We start from the raw sequence: 19,171 nt of genomic DNA on the forward strand, positions 1-19,171 counted from the left end.
CTTGCCTTACAAGCAAGATGTCAGCAGTTCGATCCTGTTATCGCCCACCATTTTAAATCATATGGCCCGGTAGTTTAGTTGGTTAGAATGCCGCCCTGTCACGGCGGAGGTCATGGGTTCAAGTCCCATTCGGGTCGCCATTTGTTTATTGCACAGAAATGTGTTATAATATATTAACTTGTTAAATGCCTCGGTAGCTCAGTCGGTAGAGCAGGGGACTGAAAATCCCCGTGTCAGTGGTTCGATTCCGCTCTGAGGCACCATTTTTCAAGCTGGTGTAGCTCAATTGGTAGAGCAGCTGACTTGTAATCAGCAGGTTGGGGGTTCAATTCCTCTCGCCAGCTCCACTTTGCATTATGCGGGTGTAGCTCAATGGTAGAGCTCCAGCCTTCCAAGCTGATCACGTGGGTTCGATTCCCATCACCCGCTCCACTAATTTTTATGATACTGCCGGGGTGGCGGAACTGGCAGACGCAACGGACTTAAAATCCGTCGGTTGGAAACAACCGTACCGGTTCGATTCCGGTCCTCGGCACCACCATTTGTATCTATCTCTCAATTTTATATCACGCGGTCGTGGCGGAATGGCAGACGCGCTAGCTTCAGGCGCTAGTGATGGCAACATCATGGAGGTTCAAGTCCTCTCGACCGCACCATCAACAAATTCATATTTATCATGCGGTCGTGGCGGAATTGGCAGACGCGCTACTTTGAGGGGGTAGTGTTCACAAGACGTATGGGTTCAAGTCCCATCGACCGCACCATTTGCTTTAAACAGTACTTGGTGCTGTTTTCATAAAACTTCATATCATGCGGTTATGGCGGAATTGGCAGACGCGCTAGCTTCAGGCGCTAGTGGTGGCAACACCTTGGAGGTTCAAGTCCTCTTGACCGCACCATTTACGCGGTCGTGGCGGAATTGGCAGACGCGCTACTTTGAGGGGGTAGTGTTCACAAGACGTATGGGTTCAAGTCCCATCGACCGCACCATTTGTAAATAGTAAGCTCAGATTTATATCTGAGCTTTTTCTGTATTCAAAAGAAATGAGGCGATTTTATGCAGTGCCGGCCGCGAAGCCTTTTTGTCCAGGTATTATTCTTTTTGGTACTGACTGCCGTTTGTATGCCTGCACTATCTTTCTGGCAGCCGCGGTTCGTGCAGGCAGAAGAACGAATGGCAGGTCGGGAAGAAGAATTGGAGCTCACCACATCCATTGTATCGCTGGCCTCTTATTCCGATGAATTGAGCCTGCTGGCGAGAGAATGGCTGCAGCAGACGGGCTGGCATTTTTCGAGTCAGGAGATATCGACGTCACTGGCACAGGGCCGCTGTCATTTGCTGACAAAGGATTTGGGAGATGGCCATCGTGCCTTGCTGCTGGCTTTTCCGGGGACTGAGAATGTGCGGGATGCCAAAGTGGATTTGCGCATGAAGGCGGTGCCGTTTGGCGGTGCGTCCGTGCCGGAATTTATAAAGGCCGCGCAGGAAAATCGGAAAAGTACGGCACTGCCTCTTGTCCATAAGGGCTTCGATGATTATACCATGGCAGCTGTTTTTCAGGCTCCGGCTGATACGGCTTTATTTGGCAGAAAAGGAACCCTGGGGGAACAGTTGGCAGCGGAGCTTAAGGATAATCCAGACGAAATTTTGCTCCTGACGGGTCACAGTCTTGGCGGCGCGGCAGCGACGCTGACAGCAGCACGGCTCAGTGATATGGGAGTCAGGCCGCAGCAGCTCCGCGTCATTACGTTCGGAGCACCGGCTGTCGGGGATGAACGCTTTGCACGCCGTTATGAAACGAAGATGGATTTGACGCGTGTGGTCATGGACGGAGATCCTGTGGCTGCGGCCCTGCAGTCTCTCGGCACGCGTTATGTGCAGTTTGGCAGGAAGGAACGCTGGCAGCAGAATCGCAGTTCAGCGCGTTTTGAGCATGAGATGGTCGTTTATCTCGACGATGCTCTGCGCAGTTATTTTCATGTCGTACAAAGTCAGGGAGACCTGCAAAGCCGTATGATTGAAAGTCATCCCAAGCAGGCAAATGGCGGTATTTTTGTGACCATGTCGATGATACAGGCAGATCCTTTGCTGACAGAGGATACTGATGATATCAGGACAGTCTTGCGCGGCAGCTGGCAGAAACGTTATACGCCCTGTGTGCTGGATGATGAAGAAGATGAAGAAATGGGGCAGGCATTGCCGGCTTTGTGTCAGGCTGCCAAGAGGTCGGGCTGCAAGTATGTTATTCAGCAGGTTCTGACGACTAAACGCATCCGTGAGGAAACATATAATTTTCGCATCGTGCTTGAAACGACGATTTATGACACGAAGGGCAATCTGCTCGCAGCTGAGTCGAAAAGTACAACAGCCAGCCGCATGACGCCGCTCGAAGCTGTGCTTTATCTGGAGTTTCTGAGCATGCAGGATCTTGATCTTGTATTTGGTGTACAGAATACATGAAATTTTCTAAAAATAATCTTGACTTTTTTCCTGTTATCCGGTATTATAAAGATAAGCCAAGGAAAGGTAAAAGGTTCACCCTTTCCAGACAGCCGATTTACTTACTCAGGATGGAGGAGAGTCCAATGGGCTAGTTAACGAGTCCAAGTGGAACAAGTCGTATCACATGAATTACATGATTGGAAGGTTTCTATCTCACAGATAACCATCAGCGGTGACGAGAAAGCTGCTGATGGTTATTTTATGTCTGCTGCTTTATCATAAAGGAAAATGGGCGAGTCATGTCGAATCTGTTGACATTCAGAATGGGGCATTTTGTATGTGTATGGATTTGATGGTTGAGACTCGTTTTGTTTTTGTGTAAAATTAAGAAAGAGAATTCTATTTTAGGGGGATTATTATGGAAAAGGCGAAAGTTTATTTTACGGATTTTCGTGTGCCGGTAGGACGCAATATCATGCAGAAGCTCAAGACACTCTGCATTGCAGCGGGCATTAAGAATATCGATATGGATGGCAAATTTGTGGCCATCAAGATGCATTTTGGTGAACTCGGCAATATGGCATATCTGCGTCCGCAGTATGCAAAAGTCGTGGCAGATCTTGTCAAGGAACAGGGCGGCATGCCGTTTTTGACGGACTGCAATACGCTTTATCCGGGCAGCCGCAAACATGCTTTGGAGCATATGGACTGCGCAAATTTCAACGGCTTCAATACGACGACTACGGGCTGCCAGATCATCATCGGTGACGGTCTGCGCGGTACGGATGATGTAGAAGTGCCGGTCAAGAATGGCGAGTATATCAAGAAGGCTAAAATTGGCCGTGCCATCATGGATGCCGATGTTTTCATCAGCCTGGCTCATTTCAAAGGCCATGAAGCTACGGGCTTTGGCGGTGCTATCAAGAATATCGGCATGGGCTGCGGCAGCCGTGCCGGCAAGATGGAGCAGCATTCGTCGGGCAAATGCGTAGTAAATGAGGAGCTTTGCCGCGGCTGCCGCAAGTGCGCGAAAGAATGCGGCTCCGATGCCATTACGTATGAGAATAATAAAGCCCATATCCATGAGGACCTCTGCAAGGGCTGCGGCCGCTGCATCGGTGCCTGCTCGTACGATGCCATCCGCAATGAGCAGTGGGATGCCGGCGACCTCCTTGACCGCAAGATGGCCGAATATGCTCAGGCTGTCGTGCAGGACCGTCCGTGCTTCCATATCAATATCGTCCGCGATATTTCGCCGAACTGCGACTGCCATGGTGAGAATGATGCGCCGATTCTGCCGGATCAGGGCATGTTCGCCTCGTTTGACCCTGTGGCTCTTGACCAGGCCTGCGCAGATGCGTGCCTTAAAGCGACGCCGCTGCCGAACAGCCAGCTCGCGGACAATCTCGCCAAACCGGATTGGCATCACCATCATGACCACTTCCTCGACAACAATCCGAATATCCATTGGAAAGAGACGCTCGAACATGCTGAAAAGATCGGCATGGGCACGAGAGCGTATGAACTGGTGAAACTTAAATGAGGAAAAAGCGCAGGCAGATTGACATGCCGCCATCCTATGTCATTGAGCATCTGGATGAAGCAATTGAAAAAAAATGGTGCCGCGTTTATTATCAGCCCATCGTACGGACCATCACCGGCAGGCTCTGCGCCATGGAGGCGCTGGCCCGCTGGGATGACCCTACTTGGGGTTTTTTAACGCCGCCCTTTTTTATTGGGATACTCGAACAGCACAATTTAATTCACAAATTGGATGCATTCCTCGTGGAGGAGGTATGCAGAAATCAGGCGCGTGTGAGGAAAGCGGGGCAGCCGGCTGTAGCTGTTTCGCTGAATCTTTCCCGTCTTGATTTCATCCAGGACGATTTCGATATCTTTACGATTGTAGAAAATGCCGTACGCAAATACAATGTGCCGCGTGATCTTCTTCATCTGGAAATTGTCGAGAATGTCCTGACAAACCGCAATAAGAGGATTGGCGAAACCCTGAACCGTTTCCGCGAGGCCGGCTACGAAATCTGGATGGATGATTTCGGCAGCGGCTATTCGAGCTTGAAATTCCTCAAGGACCAGCGCTTTGACCTTCTGAAGATGGACATGGCTTTTTTAAAGAGCGATACGAAAAGGGCCCGCGATATCATCATCTCGATTATCTCCATGGACAAGCGCATCGGCAACCGGACTTTGGCAGAAGGCGTGGAGACGCAGGAGCAGTTTGACTTCCTGCGCGAGGTCGGCTGTGAAAAAATTCAGGGATATTACCTCGGCAAGCCGCGTCCATACGATGAAACCATTGAGAACTGCAGGAAAAAAGGCATTGAAATTGAGCTGAGCTGCTGGAAGGCCTATTACGATGCCATCATGGACGTCGACTTTTTGACAGGGCGGCCATTGCTGCTCGTCGAATACCGGGACCATGGCTATCATATCCTCTTTGCGAATCATAAATGTGATGAGGTGCTCTGGCCGGAGCTCGAAGATGGGCGCAGTGTCTGGGAAAAACGGCTGAATGTCTTAAAACAGCCAGCCATCCGTTATCTGCAGCGCGGTTTGCGGCGCGTCATGCTGTCGGGAGAGGCTGAGGAATTAGCGTATCCTCTCAATGGCAATTTTGTCATGATGAACTGTCATCGCGTCATTTCCTACAATGGACACTGTCTGATTTCGATTGACTGCCATCTGCATAAGATTGACCATGAAGGACCTGTCTTTAAACCAGCCTATTTTTTGCGCAATCTCTTCTATTTGTACGACAGTCTGGCGGCTGTCAATTTGACGAAACGGGAAGTTGTCGTTTTGACGCAGCCGCGTCTCAAATCTGGCCTGCATAAATACTCTTTGGATGAGGCCCTGCAGAATTATCAGGAACAGATGATTTATTCGGCAGACCGCAGGCGCTTTGCAGAATTTCTGGATCTCAATACGCTAAAAGAGCGCGTTGACGGCTCTCCGCTCAGCAGTATTGCGGAGGCATTCCGTTCAAAGGGACCGGATGGCACCCTGGTTTGGAAAACGCATCGCATTTCGCGCATCACGAGTACGAAACAGGATATCTTTTTCTATGTGATCCGCGTTTCCGATGCACAGGATGTTGCCCGCTATGAAAAGGATCTGACCGGATCGCAGTACACCCTGACAGAGCAGTCAGGGGAGGCAGAGGCAAAAGAAGAGACGTCCGTTATGTCAATCAGGAGGCTTTGGGATAATTTCATCATGAGCTTTCCGCTGCCGGTTTTCTGGAAGGACAGGGAACGCCGCTTCCTCGGTGTCAACCAGAAATTCTTAGATTTCTATGACTTTGATTCTGTGGAAAAAGTGGCAGCTCATACGGATGAGGATATGAACTGGCATGTACAGCCCAATTCTTTTAAGAACGACGAGCTTGATGTCATTGAAAAAGGCGTCGCCCTGCATGACGTTCCGGGGAAATGCATTGCCCGCGGCCGTCAGTATGATATCCTGGCTTCCAAATGGCCGCTCTATGATGAAGAAGGCAGTATCAGAGGACTTATGGGATATTTTCTGCCGACTGACGTATTTATACGCAATGAGGAGAAGTCCCAGAAGCTCTTGTTTACGGATGGTGTAACGGGACTGGCCAATATCAAGGGCATCCTTTCTCTGCTGGCACAGTATATGGATGAATATCGTTTTAAGAAAAGGGCCTTTGCCGCAATTTTCCTTCGGGTTCGTGCAATTGCGCGTTTAGAGCGCCGGTACGGAGAAACAGCCGTCGCGGAACTTCTTGCCTGCATTGCGGAAGAGATGAAGAATGTTCTGGGGCAGAAAGGTACGGCCGGCCGCTTTGCCGAGGATCAGTTCCTTATTTTTTATCAATATCAAACAGAGGAAGATGTGGAGAAGCTAAACACTGCACTTCGTCAGGCCATTGAGGGCATCCACCACTTTGGACAGCGCAGCTGCACGCTGTTTGTGGAAACGCGTACGGTTTATCCAGAGGATTCTGCATCTTTCCATCGGGACATCCTCGATGCGGTGCTCGGCGGTAAACATCGTCATTGAATACAATATTGACATCAGGAAGAGCTTTTGCTTTTTAGCAGAGGCTCTTCCTTTTTTTTGACAACGTTTCGAAAAATGATTATACTATTAGTTAGCAACCTAACTAAATTGCCGTTAATGAAGTGGAGGAAACAATATGAAACGGGAACTCATCCCGAGCTGGGAAGAACTCGAGCATCATAAAAAAATCGTGCCGGAAATCAAGCCGGCAGCTGTCATTGCCATGCTGGAAGTCAAACAGGCAGGCGAGGACGTACAGCGCGCCATCCTTGATGTGCTGCAGCAGGAATATCACTTGTCCGAGGGCAAATTCTGCTGTCTGATTGTCCTGCATCAGAACCCGCAGGGCATTGCCCCTTCTGAGATTGCCCAAAAAGTCGGTGTCACTAAGGCGACCATCAGCAATATGCTCATGCGCATGGAGCGTGACGGTGATATCTGCGTGAAGCAGGCAGCGGAGGATGCGCGCAAAAAGCTCATCTGCCTGACGGACAAGGGGCGGACTTTTATGGATAAAATTCTGCCGGAGCATTATCTGCGCGTTACGAAGCTCATGGAAAAGCTCACCGAAGAGGAACAAAAAGAACTCATCCGCCTGCTCAAGAAAATGTCAGGCTGAGAAAATCCTGATTAGGAGGGAACCAGAATGAATACAAGACAGAAAGCCCTGCGTACAGGAGCTGTTTTCATCGCTCTGCTCGTCATTGCCGGGGTGCTTTTACTGTACAAGGGAAATGATGCCGTGGCACTTGGCATGGAGAAAAAAGAGGGGATTTTGACGGCGGAACAGGTCAAGATGTCGTTCGACAGCGTGAGCGGCCGCCTTGTCAATGAAGCCGTCAAGGAAGGCGATACAGTCAAGGCCGGTGATGTCGTCATGGAGCTCGATTCGACGGATACGGACCTTTCCATTGCCAAGACAAAAGCCCAGATTGCGCAGCTCGACGCACAGATTCGTTCGACGGGCGGCTCGCAGTCGGTCAATTTCATGAAAGCCGATAATGATGAACAGCAGAGCTTCCGCCAGATTGACCAGCAGCGGGCAGCTGTGGCCTCGGCGCAGGCGACACTCAAGAACAGCCGCATTGACTATAACCGCAAGTCGGAGCTCCTCGCGGCCGGTGCCATCGCCAAATCCCAGCTCGATGATGCTGAGATGGCTTTAAATGTCGCCGAAGCCAATGTCGCGCAGCAGCAGGAACTTTTAAGCAAGCTATTGTCGGGTGCACAGGACACGGGCGATACGGATTCTTTGAATCTGCCGACCATCGCGCAGCAGCGTCAGTCGGCCAGCAATATGAGCAATGATATCGACGCGCTGCAGCAGCAGAAACAAGCCCTTGAAGTGCAGCTCAAACAGCTTGAGGTGCAGAAGGAACGCCTGACGCTGCGTGCACCGGAAGACGGACGCATCATCAAGGTGCTCGCGAAAGAAGGCGAGATGGTCGCGGCCGGCACGCCTGTCCTGCTGCTTGAGAGCGACCGCAGCTATTATGACATCTATATCAGCGAGAAGCAGGCGCAGGGCCTCTCGGAGGGCGATACCATCACAGGACGTACCGTTGCCGGCGATAAGGCAGTGCCGGGAACGATCAAGCTTTTGACCAAAGCCCCGGGATTTGCTGACCTTAAGCAGTCGCGTGAAAAAGGTCAGGCCGACCTCACGGCTTTTCAGGTCCGCATCTATGTAGACCCGCAGGATGGCGTCGTGCCGGGCATGACGATTGGGGTGAACGAACGTGAATTCACTAAGAGATGAACTTCATTTCCTGTTTTCCGGACAGGGGATGCCTTATGAAAAAGTCTGCCTGACGGTAGCGGCTGTTGTCAGCATCGTCCTCGGGCTCATGCTCAGCAGCAATTTTTCCCACGATGCCAAAGTGGCGGTCATCGACCTCGATAATTCGGCGTACAGCCATGAACTCACAAGCCGCATCGATGCTTCTGAATACATGAAGGTCACGGCTGTTTTGAATACGCCCATGAATCCGACAGAACTTTTTTACCGCGATCAGGCCATCGCCGTCATTTATTTTCCGCGCGGGCTCGAAAAAGACCGTTATACGGGCACGGAGAATCATGTAGGCGTTTTTTACGACAACACGAATACGGCTCAGACGGCCGATGTCAAAGCGGCGCTCAATGAAATCATCGGTCTCGATAATGCGGCCGAAGCAGGCGACCCCGGCAGTACGAATGATACCTTGAGCGGCACCATAAGCCTCGCAGACCGCAATCTTTTCAATCCGAATGGTTCCAATTACAATGTCGAAGTGCAGGGCTTCCTGTTCTTCTTCGGCTCAATGTTTTTCACATTTGCGACCATCGGCATGGTGCCGCGGCTCCGTCTCACACATCAGCTCGATAAAATCCTTCTGGAGGGAACGCCGTGGGATATCATCGTGCGGCTCGTACCGTATGGTGCCTGTCTTGCTGTTTCCTTTGTTTTCGGCATGGCTATCCTGAGAATAACAGGTGATATGACGTTTTCCGGCAGCCTGCTGACATTTCTTTTTTTGCAGATTTTTTATGTACTGACTGTCGGCATGCTCAGCGTGCTGTTTGGCTGGACGGCAGCAAACCCCGGCATTGCGTCCTCGCGTATGATTCTCTTTATTCCGGGCGGCTTTATCTTCGGCGGTCCGACGGGGCCGATGTCGTTTTATCCGGACTGGGTCCTGTATCTTGCGCATCTTTTCCCTTTGACTTGGGAATTCCATTTTGTGCGTGATATTATCGCGCGCGGTGCGGGCTTCATGGATATCTCGAAGGAGTTCGGCGCTTTCCTGCTCTACATGGCTGTCGTGGCGATTTTGTTCTGTGCAAAATTCTTTGCTGCAAGGCGTTCACTCCTGAAGCATCAGGCACAGGAAACGAAACATCAGGAAAAAATCAAGGAAATCGTCGCGGCCGAGCGGGCGGCACAGGAATCGTAAGGCAGGAAAAGGATAGAAAAGAGAGGGGAAGGATTTATCATGACGGCAAGGGAAAAGCTTATCGAGGAAATACAGTCAAGGCCGAAACAGGCCATTGCGTGTGAACGCATCCTCGTGCCGACGGATGGCTCGGGTCAGGCCTTCAAGGCCGTCAATGAGGCCATTCATATGGCGGCGGTCACGGGCGCGCATCTAACCATTTTGATGGTCGTCGACCTCAACAAGCAGGTATCGGCCTTTGAGCAGGTCAGCCTCAGCGGCTATGTGCCGGCCGAGCTCAAGGTTTCGGCGTATCAGTTCCTGGCTGACCTCATGCACATCGTACCGCCGGAAATCAAGGCGAGAACGCGCGTTGAGGTCGGCAATCCCGGCGAAAAAATCTGCGAAGTGGCGGAAGAGGAGCAGAGCGACCTCATCATCATGGGGTCGCGCGGCTTCGGCACGTTCCGCAGCATGCTCGTTGGCTCCGTCTCGCATTATGTCCTGCAGCAGTCGCCGTGTCCTGTGCTCATCGTCAAGGGCATGCCCGACGATTGGGATGAAGAGGACAGCTACCTTGCGCAGCACGATGAGTGAGCTGTACTTTATAAAAAAAGAGAAATATATCATTAAAATGCCATTTCTTGTAAAATGTATCTACAGGAAATGGCATTTTGGTTGTATAATAGAGAAGTATTCGCTAAAAATTTTGGGAGAGAAACGTTATGCATGCAGAATATCTGATGGGCAATGAGGCCATCGGCATGGGGGCTGTGGCAGCCGGCGTCCGCGTGGTCGCGGGCTATCCGGGCACACCTTCGACCGAGGTTCTCGAGACAATTGCCAAACACAATCCAGATGGACAGATTCATGTGGAATGGTCGACGAATGAGAAAGCCGGCATGGAAGTCGCAGCCGGAGCGGCGTATTCCGGCGCGAGAGCGTTGGTCACGATGAAACAGGTCGGACTCAATGTGGCGTCGGATCCTCTGATGAGCCTTGAGTACCTCGGTGTTAAGGGCGGCATGGTCGTGCTGGTTGCCGATGACCCGGGCCCGATTTCTTCGCAGACCGAGCAGGATACGCGTCATTTTGCTTCATTTGCGAAAGTACCGTGCTTTGACCCGTCGAGTGTGCAGGAAGCCTATGACATGATTCAGGAGGCCTTCGACTTTTCGGAGCGATATCACACACCGGTGTTTTTGCGTCCGACTACGCGCATTGACCATGGCTACGCCTCGATTGAAGTCAAAGATGAGGATGAATATAAAAAGACGGAGCCTGAGGGCTTCGTGCGGGACTCTGCGCGCTGGGTCATCTTCCCGCGCCTCTCGTACCGGGCACATCAGGAAATTGAACGGCGCAATGCAGAGCTCGGGAGGGTCCTCTCTGATTATAAACGCAATCATATCGAGCCGGCCGCGGACAAAAACTGCCGCCGCGGCATTGCCGCGCAGGGCGTCAGCTACGCGTATGCGGCGGAAGCGCTGAATGAGCGCGAAGAAGCGGCGCCACGTGTCCTGAAGGTCGCAACGCCGTTCCCGTTCCCTGAAAAACTCGCTGTTGAATTCCTGCAGGGGCTTGATGAAGTTCTCTGTCTTGAGGAGCTTGACCCCGTCATTGAGCGCGAACTCATCTTCCTCTGCGGCAAATATCAGCTGCCTGTAAAGATTCGCGGCAAACTCACGGGCGATGTCAAGACGGCCGGCGAGAATACACGCGATACGATTTATGATGATATCGCGAGGTTTATGAGCTGGCCGCAGGCAGAAAACGCAGAGCTGCCGGAGCCCCCGGTTTCTGTCGTGCGTCCGCCTGTCCTCTGTGCCGGCTGTCCGCACCGCGCTTCTTTTTATGCGGTCAAACGCGCGATGAAAGGGCAGAAGAGCGTTTTCTGCGGCGATATCGGCTGTTATACGCTCGGCAATGCCATGCCTCTTGACATGGTCGATACCTGTCTCTGCATGGGTGCGGGCATCAACATCGCGCAGGGCATCGGGGCGGTGACACCGGACATGAAGTGCTTTGCCTTTGTCGGCGATTCGACCTTCTTTGCCTCGTCGATTACGGGCATCATCAACGGCGTCTACAATCAGGCCGATTTGACGGTCTGCATTCTCGACAATTCAACTACGGCCATGACGGGCCACCAGCCGCATCCGGGCACGGGCCATACGATGATGGGCCAGATTGTCGACAAAGTTTCGATAGAAGATACGCTGCACGGCATCGGCGTCAAGACAGTCCGCACCGTGGACCCGCTTGACCTCAAAGCGGCGATTGCGGCAGTAAAAGAAGTCGCTGCTGAAAAAGGCGTCAAGGCCATTATCTTCAAATCGCCGTGCATCGCCCTCGTCAAGCCTTTGGGCAAAGCCGAGGTTCTGCAGGATGCCTGCCGCAAATGCAGGAAGTGCATCCGCGAAATCGGCTGTCCGGGCATTGTCGTCGAAGATAGCAAAATCATGATTGATGATTCACAGTGCACGGGCTGCGGCATCTGCGCCGATATCTGTCCGTTCGATGCCATCGAGGTCACGCCGTTTGCACATACACATAAAGGAGGGCAAAAGTGATGCAGAAAAATATCATCCTGACGGGCGTGGGCGGTCAGGGCACAGTCCTCGCGTCCAAGCTCATCGCGGCGGCATCTATGAAAAAGGGCCTGCCTGTCATGAGTGCCGAGACCATCGGCATGGCGCAGAAGGGCGGCTCCGTTTTCAGCCATCTGCGCATCGGTGAGGGGATAAAGAGTCCGATGATTCGCCGCGGCACGGCTGACCTTCTGCTGGCCTTTGAGCCGGCCGAGGCCGTACGCATGCTGCCCTACCTTAAAAAAGGCGGCATGGTCGTCGTCAATTCGCATCCCATCATGCCGGTGACGGCAGCCCTTAAGGGCACGGCTTATACGGGCAAAGAGATGGTCGCGTATCTTCAGGAACATGCCGAGCACGTGTTAGTCATCGACGGTCAGGCTGCGGCAGCCGTCATCGGCAATCCGAAGACGCTCAACGTCATCATGCTCGGCGCGGCCCTCGAGAGCGGGGCGCTGGACTTTCTGACGGAAGAGGATGTCCTGCAGGCCATCCGCGAAAAGGTCAAGCCGGCCTATGTAAAGCTCAATGAAAAAGCACTGCGCTATGCCTTTGAGCTGGCCAAAGCATAAATCTTTAATAAGGCAGGTATTATATTATGGAAATATCAAATGAACAGCTCGCTTATGTCAACGAACGCATCAAACAGCTTTTAAAGGCCGACAGCTTCTACGGCAAGCGCCTGCGCGAATACGGCATCGACCATGTGGATTCGGCAGAGGATTTTAAGAAACTGCCGTTCTCCGAGAAAAAAGACTTAAGAGACGCCTACCCCCTTGGCCTTATGAGCGTGCCGGAAGAAAAAATCGTGCGCATGCATTCGTCTTCGGGCACGACCGGCAAACCCGTCATCATCCCTTATACGCAGAAAGACGTTGACGACTGGGCCACGCAGTTTGCCCGCTGCTATGCGATGGCGGGCGTCACGAACCGCGACCGCGTACAGATTACGCCGGGCTACGGCCTCTGGACGGCCGGTATCGGCTTTCAGGCAGGCTGCGAGAAGCTCGGGGCCATGGCTGTGCCGATGGGACCGGGCAATACGGAAAAACAACTGCAGATGATGATGGACATGAAGAGTACGGTCCTCTGCGCGACGAGCTCGTATGCCCTGCTGCTTGCCGAAGAAATCGAGAAACGCGGCATTCGCGATAAGATTCATCTGCGCAAAGGCGTCATCGGCTCGGAGCGCTGGAGCGAGAAAATGCGCAAATCCATCTGCGACAAGCTCGGCATCGATGCCTATGACATCTACGGCCTAACCGAGGTCTACGGCCCGGGCATCGGCATCAGCTGCGATGCGCACGATGGCATCCATTATTGGGATGACTTCATTTATCTCGAAATCATTGACCCGCATACGGGCGAAAACCTGCCGGACGGCGAATGGGGCGAAATCGTCATCACGACGCTGAAGAAAGAAGGCGCGCCGCTCATCCGTTTCCGCACGCACGACCTTTCGCGCATCATTCCGGGCGACTGCCCCTGCGGCAGCAAGTTTCCGCGCATCGACACAATTCAGGGCCGCACGGATGATATGGTCAAGATTAAGGGCGTCAATCTCTTCCCTGCGCAGATTGAAGAAATTCTCAAGACTTTCCCCGAGGTTTCGAGTGAATATCAGATTCATATTTCGCATCTCGATGGCAAGGATACGATGCGCCTTTATGTTGAGACGAACGGCAGCGTCGACTTCCTCGAGCTGGCCAAGCGCATTGCTGAGCGCGTCAAGAGCCGCATCGGCTTTACGCCGCTCGTCAAAGTCGTCGAAATCGGCGTTCTGCCGCGCTCCGAAAAGAAGACGAAGCGCGTGATTGATACGCGTTATGAATGAGCTTACGACCATCTGGCCCGACTTTGCCCCTGACTTTTTTTGCAAGGCCAATCTCTGTCAGCACAGCTGCTGCCGCGGCTGGGAAATCGATATCGACGCCGCTGCGGCTGAGTGGTATCAGCTCCTGGACGGCAAAATCGGGGCAGAACTCCGGAAAAATATCGTGCAGGCGGAGGATGGGACGTATTCATTCCGTCTGACAAAAGACGAACGCTGTCCATTTTTGCGAAGAGACGGTCTCTGCCGCCTGATTCTGGAACTTGGCGAAGATGCCCTCTGCGAAATCTGCACGATGCATCCGCGCTTTTTTGTCCTTTGCGGTGATGTGGAGCTCGCGGGCTTTGGCCTTGCCTGCGAAAAGACGGTGGAGCTGCTGCTGGCGGAAAAAGAGCCGCTGACATTTTACCGTGAAGGAAATGAACAGGAAAAAATCACCTTTGCGGAACTTGTTTCGCAGCTCGGACTTCGGGAGAGAAATGAGGAAGATGAGTCTGTGCCATCTTTTTCCTTTCAGCCAAAGTTTGATGCGGAAAAAATCCGTCAGCTGCTCCTGCTCATGCAGAAGACAGAACCCATCGACGAAGTTTGGACGGAGCACATCCATTTTCTGCTTCAGGAAAAAGAGCGGGCAGAAAAATGCTGGCGGAAATATGCCGAGCTTTATGATGCTGCCGCTTTTGAACGCATTTTTCAGTATATTGCTTACCGTCAGCTTGGTCAGGCAGAAGATTATGGGATAAATGCCATTTGCCGATATGCCCGTAAGAATACCATGTATATCTTTCTCGAGGCAGCTGTGACAGGAAATCTCCCTGAAGCGGTGCGCCGCTGGTCGGAGCAGATCGAATACAGTGAGGAAAATACTGCGTTCTTGTTACGGACAGCGGGGAAGAGCGAAAACTAAAAAAAGACACGCCTGCATGACTTTTCATGCGGGCGTGTCTTTTTTATGCAGAGGGCACAGGGTAATCTTTCAGCAGCTCTTCGCGGATAAATTTCATGACGAGACGCAAATCCTTGGAAAGCTGCCGGTTTTTCTTCGTAATGAGACAGCTCGTCAGGGAAAGCGGCTCATCGAAGGGGATGGTCACGACATTTTCAAGGGAGACGACGGCCTGTTCAAAAAGGATGCTCGGTGCCGTATGGGCGCGCAGCAGGCTGTAGAGTGTGGAAAGATGCGGGGAATAATAGAGGGCATTGAGCTCTAAATGCCGGTCAGCCATGGTGCGCGTCAAAAGGCGTGTGACGAAAAATTCTTCGGAGAGCAGGACTAAAGGACCTTTTGTGGCTTCGGCCAGACTGATGCTCTGGAGTCCTGCCAAAGGATGCCCCTTCCAGACAACGAATTTAATTGGACGCGAATTGACGCGGCGGTAATGGAGGTCCGGCAGGGTTTCGCCGTCGTAATTGACGATGGCGAGATCGACTTTTTCTTCGCGTACAAGTCGGGCCGACTCAAGGCCGGATGGTTCGACAATGTCGAGCTGGATCTCCGGATATCGCGGACAGAAGTCATTTAAAAGTCGCGGGATGATAAAAGAAGCCTGCTGCTGGGGAATGGCCATTTTCAGTTTGCCATGGCGGCGCGCCATTTCCCGCACATCATCTTCAAAGACATCGACTTCGCGCAAAAGTGCCGTGACTTTTTGGGCGAGCTTCTGTCCGTCCTGACTGATCATGATGTTGCGGCCGCTGCGAACAAAGAGATTCAGCCCCGTTTCTTCCTCAATGGTCTGGATGGCCTGACTCAGCGTCGACTGCGCGATGTGGAGCTCGGATGCTGCGTGGGTGATATTCTGCAGGCGGCAGACCGTCAAAAAATAGCGCATCTGCAAGAGTGTCATGTGAGAAATCTCCTTTCTTTTCTGTTCAATCCCCTGTAACATAATTTATATACCGTTATCGTAACGTAGTCCCATGGAAAAATCAATCGGTAAAACCGATTATAATATCAAATTTAACCGTTTTTCAAGCAGCTTTGAATATGGCATAATAAAGATGTCGAAAGAAAGAGGTTCTCAAGTAAGGCCTTCCATAATAATAGAGAGAATCTGCAAAAGAGATTGGAGTGAACCATCATGAAAACGAAAAATATTGTCTATGGTGTTATTGCAGCGGCTCTGCTCATCATGCCAGCCTGTGCAAACTTGGCTGCTGCTGGTACAGAAGCAAATGCCTATGGTGTAAAAGAAGCTCCAGCTATTTATACAGAAGCTTCCAGTTATGCTGGCAACACGATGTCCGCTGACCTCATGCTCGAGCAGCCGGCCGCAGACCGTTAATTTCATTTTTTGCATACCCTCCGCAGGCGGTTCCCCACAAACAGCCTGCAAAGCAGGATACCCACACAAGCAGAAGAGCTGTCTTGTACATTCCGTGTACGAGGCAGCTCTTTTTCTTGCCTGAAACCGGATACATCCGTAAAATAGAAGTGCATAGAAAGAAAAGTCAGGGGGATTGTGAGATGGCAGGAAAGAAACTCGTCATGCATGTCGATATGGATGCATTCTTTGCTTCGATTGAACAGCACGACCATGCGGAGTACCGTGGCAAACCGCTGATTGTCGGCGGTCTTTCGGGGCGCGGCGTCGTTTCGACCTGTTCGTATGAAGCGAGAAAATATGGCGTGCATTCCGCCATGCCGATTGTCAGAGCAAAGAGACTCTGTCCGCAGGGAATTTATATAGAAGGAAATTACAGGCATTACCGTGAGGTTTCGGCGGAGATTTTCGCGATTTTTGCGCGCTATGCGCCGGTCGTTGAGCCTTTGTCCATCGATGAAGCCTTCCTTGACCTCACGGGCATGGAACTTCTGATGAAGTCGCCGCGTGCCTATGCAGAAAAGCTCAAGCGGGAAATCAAAAAAAAGACGGGGCTTGTCGCCTCAGTCGGCCTCGCCCCGAATAAATTCCTCGCCAAACTCGCTTCCGACCTCAACAAGCCGGATGGGCTTGTCATCATCACGGAAGAAAACAAACAAAAAGTACTCGACCCGCTGCCCGTCAGCCGCATCTGGGGCGTGGGCAAAAAGACAGCAGCTGTTTTACAGGGCATGCACATCCGCACGATTGGGCAGCTGCGCCGAGTGCCGCGGGAAAATTTAGCGGCAAAACTCGGCGCGCATATGGCCGACCATCTGCTGCAGCTGGCACAGGGCATCGATAACCGCGAAGTTGCTCCGCGCGAGCCTGCCAAATCCATTGGCAAGGAAGTGACTTTTCCGAGGGATATCCATGGCGATGCGGATGTAGAAAAAGTTTTGCTGGCCCTGGCGGAAAAAGTCGGTTACCGCCTGCGAAAGCAGGCACTCAAGGGCAGAACCATCCAATTAAAATTGAGGCTTGGCAATTTCCAGACGTATACGAGGAGCCGGACACTTTATGAGGCGACCTGTTACGATGAGGAAATTTATCAGACGGCGCGGGAACTTTATCGGGGGATGCACGTGCAGCAGGGCATTCGTCTGCTCGGGATTTCGGTTTCGGGGTTTGATGACTCCGGCAGCATGTCGCTCTTTCACGATGAAGCGCGCAAAGAGAATCTTTATGCTGCCATCGATAAAATCAAGCAGCGCTTTGGTGAACAGGGCATCACGAAGGCGCATCTTCTCAAACATGATGAAGTGTGAAAAAAGTTATAGGAAAGCAAGTCTGAATTTGTTACAATAGATAAAGATATCATACGACTCCGAGCGAAATCCGCTACGGCCGTCTTCATGGGGATGGCTATGCGGACGAGCCAGGGTTTCGGTGGAAACGCCGGGGCCTTCCGTGATTGAAAAGGGGCGAATGTAAGGGGCGAAGACCATCCTTTTGCAATTGCGGAGGGGTGGTCTTTTTATATAGTTAGGAGAATGGCGCAATGAAAGAAATGAAAACGGTCGATGCGGTGGGACAGGTACTCTGTCAGGATATCACGCAGATTATCCGCGGCGTGACGAAGGATGCGCGTTTTCGCAAGGGCCATGTGATTGCGGAAGAAGATATTCCTGTGCTGCTGTCGCTCGGCAAGGATCACATCTACATCTGGGATGAAGATGATACAGAGATGCATGAGAACGAAGCGGCCGATGTCCTGCGTCAGCTCTGCCAGAATGAGCATATGAGAGCGACAGAGCCAAAGGAAGGCAAGATTGAGCTTGTCGCAGAATGTGACGGTGTCTTTCAGATTGATGAGGACCGTTTTGATGCGGTCAATGACCTCGATGACATCACGATTGCGACGCTTGCGCAGAATATGCCCGTAAAGAAAGGCACGAAGCTTGCAGGCATGCGCGTGACGCCATTGTTTATCGCACGGGAAAAAATGGAAGAGGTGCGCCGCGTGGCAGGCGATAAGCCGCTTCTCCGTCTGCTGCCGTATCGCAAAGACCTCAAAGTCGGCGTGGTCACGACGGGGACGGAAGTTTTTCTCGGCCGCATTAAGGACACGTTCACACCGGTCATTGAAGCCAAGCTCAATAAATTTGGCCTGACTATAAGTGAACACAGACTTTCTGACGATGTGACAGAGCATACAAAAGCGGCCATCACGGAACTCCTTGACCTCGGCATGGACATCATCCTCTGCACGGGCGGCATGAGCGTCGACCCTGACGACCGCACGCCTGCAGCCATCCGCGATGCCGGCGTCAAGATCGTGACGTACGGGGCACCGGTGCTGCCGGGCGCGATGTATCTCTTGGGGTATGCGGAACGCGAAGGCCGCACGGTCACGGTCATGGGCCTGCCGGGCTGTGTCATGTACGATAACGCGACGGTTTTTGACATGATTCTGCCGCGCGCCATTGCCGGTGACAAGGTAACGCGCCGCGAAATCCGCCATTTCGGCATCGGCGGTCTCTGCATGCGCTGCAAGGTCTGCCATTATCCGATTTGCCCGTTCCAGAAATAAGCGAGGTATTTATGCAGGACATTTCATTAGAGCAGGCCATCGAAGTGCTGCTTGAACATACGAAAAAAATCGAACGGACGGAAGAAGTGCCCATTTTGGAGGCCTTGGGGCGCGTGCTGGCCGAAGATGCCGTTGCCTCGTTTGATAATCCTCCGTTTGACCGTTCCCCTCTGGACGGTTATACGTTTGCGTCTGACCGAACAAAAGGTGCGGCGAAGGAGAATCCCGCTTCGTTTGCCATTATTGGCGAAGAATGCGCCGGCGACTTCTTTGCAGAAGCGGTTCCTGCGGGCTCGGCCCTGCGCCTGATGACGGGCGCAGCCATTCCTCGTGGCTGTGACTGCGTTGTGCGTCAGGAGGATGTGACGATTGAAAACGGCCGTCTGCTCGTGCCGTATGAACTCCATCATCACGAGAATTACTGCTTTGCCGGCGAAGATGTCAAAAAGGG

General features: G+C 52.3%; 15 protein-coding genes, 9 tRNA genes, 1 pseudogene and 1 riboswitch. Of the genes and pseudogenes, 24 read left to right on the plus strand and 1 reads right to left on the minus strand.

From position 1 onward, the window contains the following. The first annotated feature begins 63 nt into the window (after nt 1–63). From ACI4OH_RS00105 to fliB, 20 genes are all read left to right on the plus strand, one after another. Nucleotides 64–140 (plus strand) — tRNA-Asp (locus tag ACI4OH_RS00105). Nucleotides 141–187: 47 nt separating this feature from the next. Further along, nucleotides 188–263: transfer RNA gene (locus ACI4OH_RS00110), tRNA-Phe, on the plus strand. A gap of 8 nt (nt 264–271) precedes the next feature. After that, nucleotides 272–347: transfer RNA gene (locus tag ACI4OH_RS00115), tRNA-Thr, on the plus strand. 11 nt (nt 348–358) lie between these two features. Beyond that, nucleotides 359–432: transfer RNA gene (locus ACI4OH_RS00120), tRNA-Gly, on the plus strand. A gap of 17 nt (nt 433–449) precedes the next feature. Continuing rightward, nucleotides 450–538: transfer RNA gene (locus tag ACI4OH_RS00125), tRNA-Leu, on the plus strand. Between the two features lie 32 nt (nt 539–570). Then, a tRNA-Leu gene (locus ACI4OH_RS00130) sits at nt 571–656 on the plus strand. Between the two features lie 22 nt (nt 657–678). Next, nucleotides 679–764: transfer RNA gene (locus ACI4OH_RS00135), tRNA-Leu, on the plus strand. Between the two features lie 48 nt (nt 765–812). Beyond that, a tRNA-Leu gene (locus ACI4OH_RS00140) sits at nt 813–899 on the plus strand. Between the two features lie 5 nt (nt 900–904). Next, a tRNA-Leu gene (locus ACI4OH_RS00145) sits at nt 905–990 on the plus strand. Nucleotides 991–1,174: 184 nt separating this feature from the next. Beyond that, on the plus strand, nt 1,175–2,461 hold the full coding sequence (locus ACI4OH_RS00150; protein ID WP_439783902.1) for a lipase family protein: 1,287 nt from the start codon (nt 1,175–1,177) through the stop codon (nt 2,459–2,461). Nucleotides 2,462–2,861: 400 nt separating this feature from the next. After that, nucleotides 2,862–3,986 (plus strand): DUF362 domain-containing protein, encoded by a 1,125-nt coding sequence (locus tag ACI4OH_RS00155; RefSeq protein ID WP_432647907.1) that lies wholly within the window; start codon nt 2,862–2,864, stop codon nt 3,984–3,986. A gap of 23 nt (nt 3,987–4,009) precedes the next feature. Beyond that, the gene (locus ACI4OH_RS00160; protein ID WP_439783903.1) at nt 4,010–6,487 is read left to right on the plus strand and encodes an EAL domain-containing protein; all 2,478 of its coding nucleotides are present in this window, start codon (nt 4,010–4,012) and stop codon (nt 6,485–6,487) included. A 136-nt stretch (nt 6,488–6,623) separates the two neighbouring features. Further along, nucleotides 6,624–7,106 carry a MarR family winged helix-turn-helix transcriptional regulator gene (locus ACI4OH_RS00165; RefSeq protein ID WP_432646564.1) on the plus strand — a complete coding sequence of 161 codons (483 nt, stop codon included), beginning with the start codon at nt 6,624–6,626 and terminating at the stop codon, nt 7,104–7,106. Nucleotides 7,107–7,133: 27 nt separating this feature from the next. Then, entirely contained in the window at nt 7,134–8,246 is a 1,113-nt protein-coding gene (locus ACI4OH_RS00170) for an HlyD family secretion protein (protein WP_435721811.1), read from the plus strand. Then, the gene (locus tag ACI4OH_RS00175; protein WP_435721812.1) at nt 8,227–9,423 is read left to right on the plus strand and encodes an ABC transporter permease; all 1,197 of its coding nucleotides are present in this window, start codon (nt 8,227–8,229) and stop codon (nt 9,421–9,423) included. The genes ACI4OH_RS00170 and ACI4OH_RS00175 overlap by 20 nt, the downstream gene beginning before the upstream one ends. A gap of 39 nt (nt 9,424–9,462) precedes the next feature. Beyond that, nucleotides 9,463–9,999 (plus strand): universal stress protein, encoded by a 537-nt coding sequence (locus ACI4OH_RS00180; protein WP_432646561.1) that lies wholly within the window; start codon nt 9,463–9,465, stop codon nt 9,997–9,999. 128 nt (nt 10,000–10,127) lie between these two features. Next, nucleotides 10,128–11,975, plus strand: coding sequence for an indolepyruvate ferredoxin oxidoreductase subunit alpha (gene iorA / locus ACI4OH_RS00185; RefSeq protein WP_439783904.1), 1,848 nt, complete (start codon nt 10,128–10,130; stop codon nt 11,973–11,975). Beyond that, complete coding sequence (locus tag ACI4OH_RS00190) at nt 11,975–12,565, plus strand: 2-oxoacid:acceptor oxidoreductase family protein (protein ID WP_432646559.1); 591 nt, start codon at nt 11,975–11,977, stop codon at nt 12,563–12,565. The genes iorA and ACI4OH_RS00190 overlap by 1 nt, the downstream gene beginning before the upstream one ends. Before the next feature lie 26 nt (nt 12,566–12,591). Beyond that, the gene (locus ACI4OH_RS00195) at nt 12,592–13,827 is read left to right on the plus strand and encodes a phenylacetate--CoA ligase family protein (RefSeq protein WP_432646558.1); all 1,236 of its coding nucleotides are present in this window, start codon (nt 12,592–12,594) and stop codon (nt 13,825–13,827) included. After that, nucleotides 13,808–14,731 carry a flagellin lysine-N-methylase gene (gene fliB, locus ACI4OH_RS00200; RefSeq protein WP_435721814.1) on the plus strand — a complete coding sequence of 308 codons (924 nt, stop codon included), beginning with the start codon at nt 13,808–13,810 and terminating at the stop codon, nt 14,729–14,731. Before ACI4OH_RS00195 ends, fliB begins: the two co-directional genes overlap by 20 nt. A 43-nt stretch (nt 14,732–14,774) precedes the next feature. On the opposite strand, the gene ACI4OH_RS00205 is transcribed toward fliB, so the two are convergent. Next, entirely contained in the window at nt 14,775–15,671 is an 897-nt protein-coding gene (locus tag ACI4OH_RS00205; RefSeq protein WP_435721815.1) for a LysR family transcriptional regulator, read from the minus strand. Between the two features lie 234 nt (nt 15,672–15,905). Here ACI4OH_RS00205 and ACI4OH_RS00210 point away from each other — a divergent pair, with 234 nt between their 5' ends. The 4 genes and pseudogenes from ACI4OH_RS00210 to ACI4OH_RS00225 form a co-directional block, all read left to right on the plus strand. Continuing rightward, a complete protein-coding gene (locus ACI4OH_RS00210; protein WP_435721816.1) occupies nt 15,906–16,109 on the plus strand; it encodes a hypothetical protein in 204 nt (67 codons plus the stop codon). Between the two features lie 182 nt (nt 16,110–16,291). Continuing rightward, nucleotides 16,292–17,455: a DNA polymerase IV gene (locus ACI4OH_RS00215; protein ID WP_439783905.1), complete on the plus strand. Its 1,164-nt coding sequence runs from the start codon at nt 16,292–16,294 to the stop codon at nt 17,453–17,455. A gap of 45 nt (nt 17,456–17,500) precedes the next feature. After that, a riboswitch (molybdenum cofactor riboswitch) is annotated at nt 17,501–17,628 on the plus strand. A gap of 60 nt (nt 17,629–17,688) precedes the next feature. After that, complete coding sequence (locus ACI4OH_RS00220) at nt 17,689–18,720, plus strand: molybdopterin-binding protein (RefSeq protein ID WP_435721818.1); 1,032 nt, start codon at nt 17,689–17,691, stop codon at nt 18,718–18,720. A gap of 11 nt (nt 18,721–18,731) precedes the next feature. Beyond that, nucleotides 18,732–19,171, plus strand: a pseudogene (locus ACI4OH_RS00225) (molybdopterin molybdotransferase MoeA); the annotation flags it as partial.

Origin of the sequence: Mitsuokella apri (assembly GCF_051886055.1) — a bacterium.
Lineage (GTDB): Bacteria > Bacillota > Negativicutes > Selenomonadales > Selenomonadaceae > Mitsuokella.